This window comes from Buchnera aphidicola (Lipaphis pseudobrassicae) (genome assembly GCF_005081185.1).
Classification (GTDB): Bacteria; Pseudomonadota; Gammaproteobacteria; order Enterobacterales; family Enterobacteriaceae; genus Buchnera; species Buchnera aphidicola_AD.
This window is the reverse complement of sequence record NZ_CP034870.1, coordinates 113,595-120,062: the sequence shown is the minus strand read 5'-3', so window position 1 is coordinate 120,062 and position 6,468 is coordinate 113,595. Positions and strand designations below refer to the sequence as shown.

The window sequence follows — 6,468 nt, the reverse complement described above, 5'->3', positions numbered from 1 at the left end:
CTTTGAAATTGAAGATACAATCTTGCATCCCATTAAAATATCACTGGCATAATTATTTATTAAACAATTATCTGATGTTATATAAGGTTCACTTTCTACTGCGTTTACAATTAAAGTATTTGCTTTATTCATACTTAACATTAATTTCTTTGCAGATGAAAACTGGCCGCCACCAAGACCAACAACACCTGATTGATAAATTTTTTTAATAAGTTTTTCAGAAGTACACATTTTATAGTGTTTAATAGGTTTTAATCTAATCCATTTATCTAAATAGTCAGGTATAATTATAATTTTTATATTTTTTTTTTCTTTATTAATAATAGTATTAGCAGAAAACGAAATATCTTCTATCCAACCTGAAGTAGGAGCATGTACAGGAACAGTATACTCATCTCCAAATGTTAAAGGTTGTCCACGCAGTATTTTTTGATTTACTTTTACACGTAATTGCTTATGAAAAAGATTGTTGCTTTCTATAAGCAAACAAAATTTTTTAGGAAGAGTTAAACTTTTTAATAAATAATCATTTGATTGTTTTTGTTTAAATAAACAATTTAATCCACCTTTAAAATTGTATTTTTTTTTATATTTAAAAAATTAAAAACTAATTCTTTCCATAATGCCATAGAAAAAATATGTTTTAGAACGCTTTTTTTACATAGTAATTTTATATATTTCATAATCATCTTTTTTTTATTTTAATGCAATTAGTTGGACAATGTAATAAACAAATATTACAACCTGTACAAAAATCTTGTAAAACTGTATGTATAAAATTAGGTGCTCCAACAATTGCATCTACTGGACAAAATAGAGCACATTTAGAACATCCAACACAATTTTTTTCATCAATCCATACAATATGATTAAATATTTTTTCATTTTTAACAAAAATACTTTTTGACGGTTTATCTATATTTAATAATTCAGAAATTTGTAATATAACATTACTTCCACCAGGAGTACATTTATCTATTTTTTCAGCATTATTAACGATTGCCATTGCATAAGGATGACAACCAGAATATCCACATTGAGCACATTGGCTTTGAGGTAGTAATTCATTAACAGCTTCTATAATAGGATTATTTTGTGATTGAAATTTATATGCAATAAAACTTAATATAACTCCAAATGAAAATGATAAAATACTAAAAATTAAAATTATCAACATAATTAAAATTTAACCAAACCTTTAAATCCCATAAACGCAATAGATATGATACTTATAGTTATTAAAACAATAGGTGCGCCTTGAAATGGCAAGGGAATATCAGATAATATTATACGTTCGCGTAAACCAGAAAAAATTATCATTACTAATGCAAATCCTAAAGATGCACTAATACCATAATATACAGATTCTAGAAATGTATGATTCAAGTATAAGCTAAATAATGGAATAGCTAAAACTGCACAATTCGTTGTAATAAGAGGTAGAAAAATTCCAAGTACTCGATATAGAATCGGACTAGTATGACGTAATATAATTTCTAAAAATTGAACACTAACTGAAATAATCAACATATAAGCTATAATTCTTAAATAAACTACATTCAAAGGTAACAAAATAAAAAAATTAACTAACCATAATAATATTGAAGACATTAGTACAACAAAAGTAGTAGCAAAACTCATTCCAATAGCGGTTTTTAATTTATTTGAAACGCCTAAAAATGGACATAAACCGAGAAATTTTACTAAAATAAAATTTTCTACTAGTACATTAGAAATAAAAAATAAAAAATAATGTTTCATTTATACATCTACCAAAATGAAATATGTTTAACTGAATTTTGAAAAAATCATTTTATAATTTAATATATTTTAAAAACATTGAATGTTTGGTCATTATAAAATATTAATATTTTTTTCATTAATTAATCGTTCTGTAGTATCTACAATAGTTTGTGTATAAAAATCGATTTCTATATTCATTAAACTACCATGTTTTTTATTTCTGATTGTTGTATGAAATAAAGTTTGTGGTATAATGTTTACACAGAATTTATCTTCAATAATATTTCCTACCGTTAAACTAATTCCATCAAGACAAATAAATCCCTTTTTAAAAATATATTTTTTTAAATTTTTATTTTTCAGTCTTAACCACAAAATATAATTATTATCAGAATTTAATATTTTAACAATTTCAACTGTATTTGTAACATGACCAGATATTATATGACCACCAATTTCATCTCCATATTTTACAGATCTTTCAATATTTACATTTTCTCCAATTTTTAAAAAACCTAAATTAGTACTTTTCAATGTTTCTTCTATAATATCACACATTATATAATAATTTTCAATTTTCTTAACCGTTAAACAACATCCATTATGTGCAATTGAATCACCTATTTTTATATTTTTACATAAAGTAGATGGTAACTTAGTAGTTAAATTATGAATTTTTTTTTTCTTTTTTATATCGAAAACAGTAGCAAATCCATCTACAATTCCTGTAAACATAAAGTTATCCTTAAAGATAATATTTTTTATTGCTTTTTTTAATTAAGATATATATTTTACATAAAAAAATAAAAAATTAAAATTTAATTATAATTAATTATTTTTATGAACATAAATTTTCATTGTTAATATTAAAAATATTTGTATATTATATTAATAATAATATATAATTTAAATCATAAAGATATAATAACATATTAAACATATACGTTCGTAGCTCAACTGGTTAGAGCGCTACCATGACATGGTAGAAGTTAGTGGTTCAAGTCCACTCGAACGTATTAAAATAATTTACAAACTATTTGATTTTGATTAAAAATATAATAACACAGCTTAAAAATAAATTGTTCTTAGTAGCTTATAGTGGTGGATTAGATTCTACAGTACTTCTGCACCAATTAATTATAGCAAAAAAAACAATTCCCGATATAAAAATACGTGCTATTCATATTAATCACAATCTTACATCATTTTCACAAAAATGGATAAAACACTGTAAAAAATACTGTGAAAAAAATAAAATACCATTAATTGTTAAAAATATTTTTTTTGATGAACAAATAAATAATACTGAAGAAAAATTACGAATAAAACGATATAATATTATTTATAATAATTTACTTTTAAAAGAAGTACTACTAACAGGTCATCATATGAATGATCAATGTGAAACCTTTTTTTTATCTCTAAAAAGAGGTAGTGGTCCAACTGGACTATCAAGTATGTCTTTTAAAACAATGTTAGGTGACAAAAAAATTATTCGACCGTTTTTAAATAAAACGAGAAAAGAATTAGAATTCTTGGCTAATTATCACCATTTAAATTGGATTCAAGATTTTAGCAATTTTAATACTAATTATGATCGTAATTATATAAGACATAAAATTATTCCAGAGTTAGAAAAAAGATGGCCTTTTTTCTTAAAAAATTGTTTTCGTACTATCAAAATATGTCAAAAAGAAACAATTTTACTAAATAACTTTCTTCTTGAAAAAATTCAAAATTTTGTACAATCAGATAACTCTTTAAACATTAAAACTTTTAAAAATATAAAAAAAGACATGTGCACTGCATTAATAAGACGATGGATAGCATTGCAACAAATCAAAATGCCATCATACAAAAATATTGAATGTATATATGATCAAATTATTTTTAGCCGTGTAGATGCAAACCCAAAAATAAAAATAGAAAAAAATGAAATTAGGCGTTATAAACAATCACTGTATTTTATAAAAACACAACCAATTGTAAAAAATACTTTTTTATTTTGGCATAAAAAAAACAATAAACTTTTTTTACCTAATGATTTAGGATATTTAGTACAAAATGATCAAGGTATAAGTCTTCCTAAACCTAAAAAAAGCGAATTAATTAATATCCGTTTTCAATATGAGGGAAAAATTTTAATTTTAGGAAGAAATAAAACAAGAAAAATAAAAAAAATATGGCAAGAAAAAAATATTCCTCCTTGGTTACGTAACCAAATCCCATTATTATTTTATAACGATGATTTTATTAGTGCTTTAGGAGTATTTATCGTTGATATAAAACATAAAAACAAAGAAACATGGAAAATATCATGGCAAAATGATTTAAAACCAACTAATAAAAAGTTTTTATTTTATTAAAATTTTCTATAATTTGGATGTAAAACATTTACTTATTTGTATAGATTAATCATTTGCATAAATTAATCAATTCATTAATTTTTTCATAACTAATCCGTTGATATAATGGAGTAAATTTTTTTATTTTATGCTGTAATAAAGGATTTTGAATACTTTCCCAAGTTAAACTTGATATCAAAAAAGATTCTGTTTTAATTGCAAGATCAGGCAATATTGGTTTTAAAAACACCATTACTATTCTAAATAAATTTATTCCTATAGTACAAATTTCTTGTAATTTATTATTTCCTTTCTTTGGTTTAATTTTCCATGGTTTTTTTTCATTAATATATTGATTGGCTCTATCTATTAATCGCATAGATTCTTGTACAACTAAATTAAATTCACGATTTTCTAAATAATATCGTATAATACTACCTTTAGAGATAAAATATTTATATATTTTAATATCACTTAATTTATCAGATAAATATTTATCAAAATATTTTTCTAAAAAACTAGCACTTCTAGAAGCTAGATTAACTAATTTATTTACAATATCACTATTTATTTTTTGAACAAAATCTTCTAAATTCATTTCAACATCATTTATATTGTTCGATAATTTACTAGCATAATAATACCGTAAACTATCTGAATCAAAACACTTGATCCAATTTTCTGCTTTTATTAATCCAATACTACGTGATTTTGATAGTTTTAATCCATTCATGGTAAGATGACCATGAACAAAAATACCATTAGGTTTTCTCAAAGAAACTGCTTCTAATATTGAAGGCCAAAATAAAGTATGAAAATAAATAATATCTTTTCCAATAAAATGATATAATTCATAATCAGATGTTTTATTCCATAATTCATTAAAATTCAATTTTTTATTTTTATAACAAAGATTTTTAAAAGCACTAATATAACCAATAGGAGCATCTAACCAAACATAAAAATATTTTTTAGGAAATTTTGGTATCTTAAATCCAAAATATGGAGCATCTCTAGAGATTCCCCATGATTGTAAACCTGTTTTCAACCATTCTTCTGTTTTCTTTATCACTGATTTTTCTAAGACACCAGAATATATCCATTTTTTTAACATATCACTAAAAAACGGCAAATCAAAATACAAGTGCTTAGTATTCTTTAGAATAGGTTTTTTCCCAGAAATTACAGATATAGGATCAATCAATTCTATTGGTTCATAAGTTGCACTACATATTTCACAATTATCTCCATATTGATTTTCAGCATGGCAGATAGGACATTTTCCTTTAATAAATCTATCTGGAAGAAATATTTCTTTTATATCATCAAAAAATTGAAAAATTTTTTTTTCTTTAATTAAACCTTTTTCGTTTAGAGTTTTAAATATTTTTCTTAATAAGTATAAGTTTTCTATACTATGTGTAGAGTGATAGTTATCATAAGAAATTTTAAAATTTAGAAAATCTTTTTCATGTTCTTTTTTCACTTGCTTAATCAAATTATTTGAAGATATCCCTAAATTTTCAGATTTTAACATAATAGCAGTTCCATGAGCATCATCAGCAGAAACAAACCATACTTCATGACCACACATTTTATGATAACGTACCCAAATATCTGCTTGTATATGTTCAAGCATATGGCCTATATGAATAGATCCATTTGCATACGGTAAAGCACAAGTAACTAAAATTTTTCTAAAAATATTAGACATAATGTTATACTTATTTAAAATAATACATATAATATACAAAATAAAATCAATCGTAAACTATTCTTTGTATTAGAAAAATTTTATTCTTTATTAATACGACTTGGTATCACTCCATTTTGAGTTTTATATTTCGATTCACGACGAACATTATAAGGAAGTGATACTGATTGAGAAAGAATTTCAAAGCTTAAAGCTGCTATTTTCATTTTAGGACATAATCCCAAAGTTAATTTTCCAGCATTAAAAATTTCTAATACAATATTACCTTTCCATCCTGGATCGATACGATGTGCAGTAGCGTGAATCATTAAACCTAAACGAGCTAAAGAAGAACGACCATCTAACCAACCAACTAAATTATTTGGGATAGTGATATTTTCAAAAGTAGAAGAAAGTATTAAAGAACCAGGTTGTAAAAAAAAAGGTTTTTCTTTAGAAAAAATAATTTCATCACTCATAACTTCTTTTAATGCTGTATTTATATTTTCTTTTGAATCACTCAAATCAACGCAAGATCTAATATGATCATAAAAAAAACGAAATTTATCGCTTAAATGTATATCAACAGTAACACCATGAATTAATTTTTTTTGAGGATATGGTTCAATAATTAATTTTTTTCTTTTCAACCATTTCTTAATTTCTTTATCACATAAACGCATTTTT

The 6,468-nt window shown here is 23.6% G+C and carries 6 protein-coding genes, 1 tRNA gene and 1 pseudogene; 2 read left to right on the top strand and 6 right to left on the bottom strand.

The genetic code is table 11. The features are described 5' to 3' along the window. The 4 genes and pseudogenes from D9V70_RS03225 to D9V70_RS00560 form a co-directional block, all read right to left on the bottom strand. Positions 1 to 564: pseudogene (locus tag D9V70_RS03225) on the bottom strand (electron transport complex subunit RsxC); the annotation flags it as partial. A 121-nt stretch (positions 565 to 685) separates the two neighbouring features. Then, the gene (locus D9V70_RS00570; protein ID WP_158355843.1) at positions 686 to 1,177 is read right to left on the bottom strand and encodes an RnfABCDGE type electron transport complex subunit B; all 492 of its coding nucleotides are present in this window, start codon (positions 1,175 to 1,177) and stop codon (positions 686 to 688) included. Positions 1,178 to 1,179: 2 nt separating this feature from the next. Next, positions 1,180 to 1,761, bottom strand: coding sequence for an electron transport complex subunit RsxA (gene rsxA / locus D9V70_RS00565; protein ID WP_158355842.1), 582 nt, complete (start codon positions 1,759 to 1,761; stop codon positions 1,180 to 1,182). A gap of 93 nt (positions 1,762 to 1,854) precedes the next feature. Continuing rightward, positions 1,855 to 2,478 carry a riboflavin synthase subunit alpha gene (locus D9V70_RS00560; protein ID WP_158355841.1) on the bottom strand — a complete coding sequence of 208 codons (624 nt, stop codon included), beginning with the start codon at positions 2,476 to 2,478 and terminating at the stop codon, positions 1,855 to 1,857. Positions 2,479 to 2,685: 207 nt separating this feature from the next. On the opposite strand from D9V70_RS00560, the gene D9V70_RS00555 reads away from it, so the two are divergent. Beyond that, positions 2,686 to 2,759 (top strand) — tRNA-Val (locus D9V70_RS00555). Between the two features lie 27 nt (positions 2,760 to 2,786). Next, positions 2,787 to 4,109 carry a tRNA lysidine(34) synthetase TilS gene (gene tilS / locus D9V70_RS00550; RefSeq protein ID WP_158355840.1) on the top strand — a complete coding sequence of 441 codons (1,323 nt, stop codon included), beginning with the start codon at positions 2,787 to 2,789 and terminating at the stop codon, positions 4,107 to 4,109. Between the two features lie 49 nt (positions 4,110 to 4,158). Here the strand turns inward: tilS and metG are convergent, their stop codons facing one another. Both metG and dcd read right to left on the bottom strand, forming a co-directional pair. Further along, a complete protein-coding gene (gene metG, locus D9V70_RS00545) occupies positions 4,159 to 5,802 on the bottom strand; it encodes a methionine--tRNA ligase (RefSeq protein ID WP_158355839.1) in 1,644 nt (547 codons plus the stop codon). Between the two features lie 80 nt (positions 5,803 to 5,882). Continuing rightward, a complete protein-coding gene (gene dcd / locus D9V70_RS00540; RefSeq protein WP_158355838.1) occupies positions 5,883 to 6,464 on the bottom strand; it encodes a dCTP deaminase in 582 nt (193 codons plus the stop codon). Positions 6,465 to 6,468 lie beyond the last annotated feature (4 nt).

Coding starts and splice junctions, on each gene's coding strand:
- metG (WP_158355839.1), bottom strand. CDS start 5,802: ATGTCTAATATTTTTAGAAAAATTTTAGTTACTTGTGCTTTACCGTAT.
- rsxA (WP_158355842.1), bottom strand. CDS start 1,761: ATGAAACATTATTTTTTATTTTTTATTTCTAATGTACTAGTAGAAAAT.
- dcd (WP_158355838.1), bottom strand. CDS start 6,464: ATGCGTTTATGTGATAAAGAAATTAAGAAATGGTTGAAAAGAAAAAAA.
- D9V70_RS00570 (WP_158355843.1), bottom strand. CDS start 1,177: ATGTTGATAATTTTAATTTTTAGTATTTTATCATTTTCATTTGGAGTT.
- D9V70_RS00560 (WP_158355841.1), bottom strand. CDS start 2,478: ATGTTTACAGGAATTGTAGATGGATTTGCTACTGTTTTCGATATAAAA.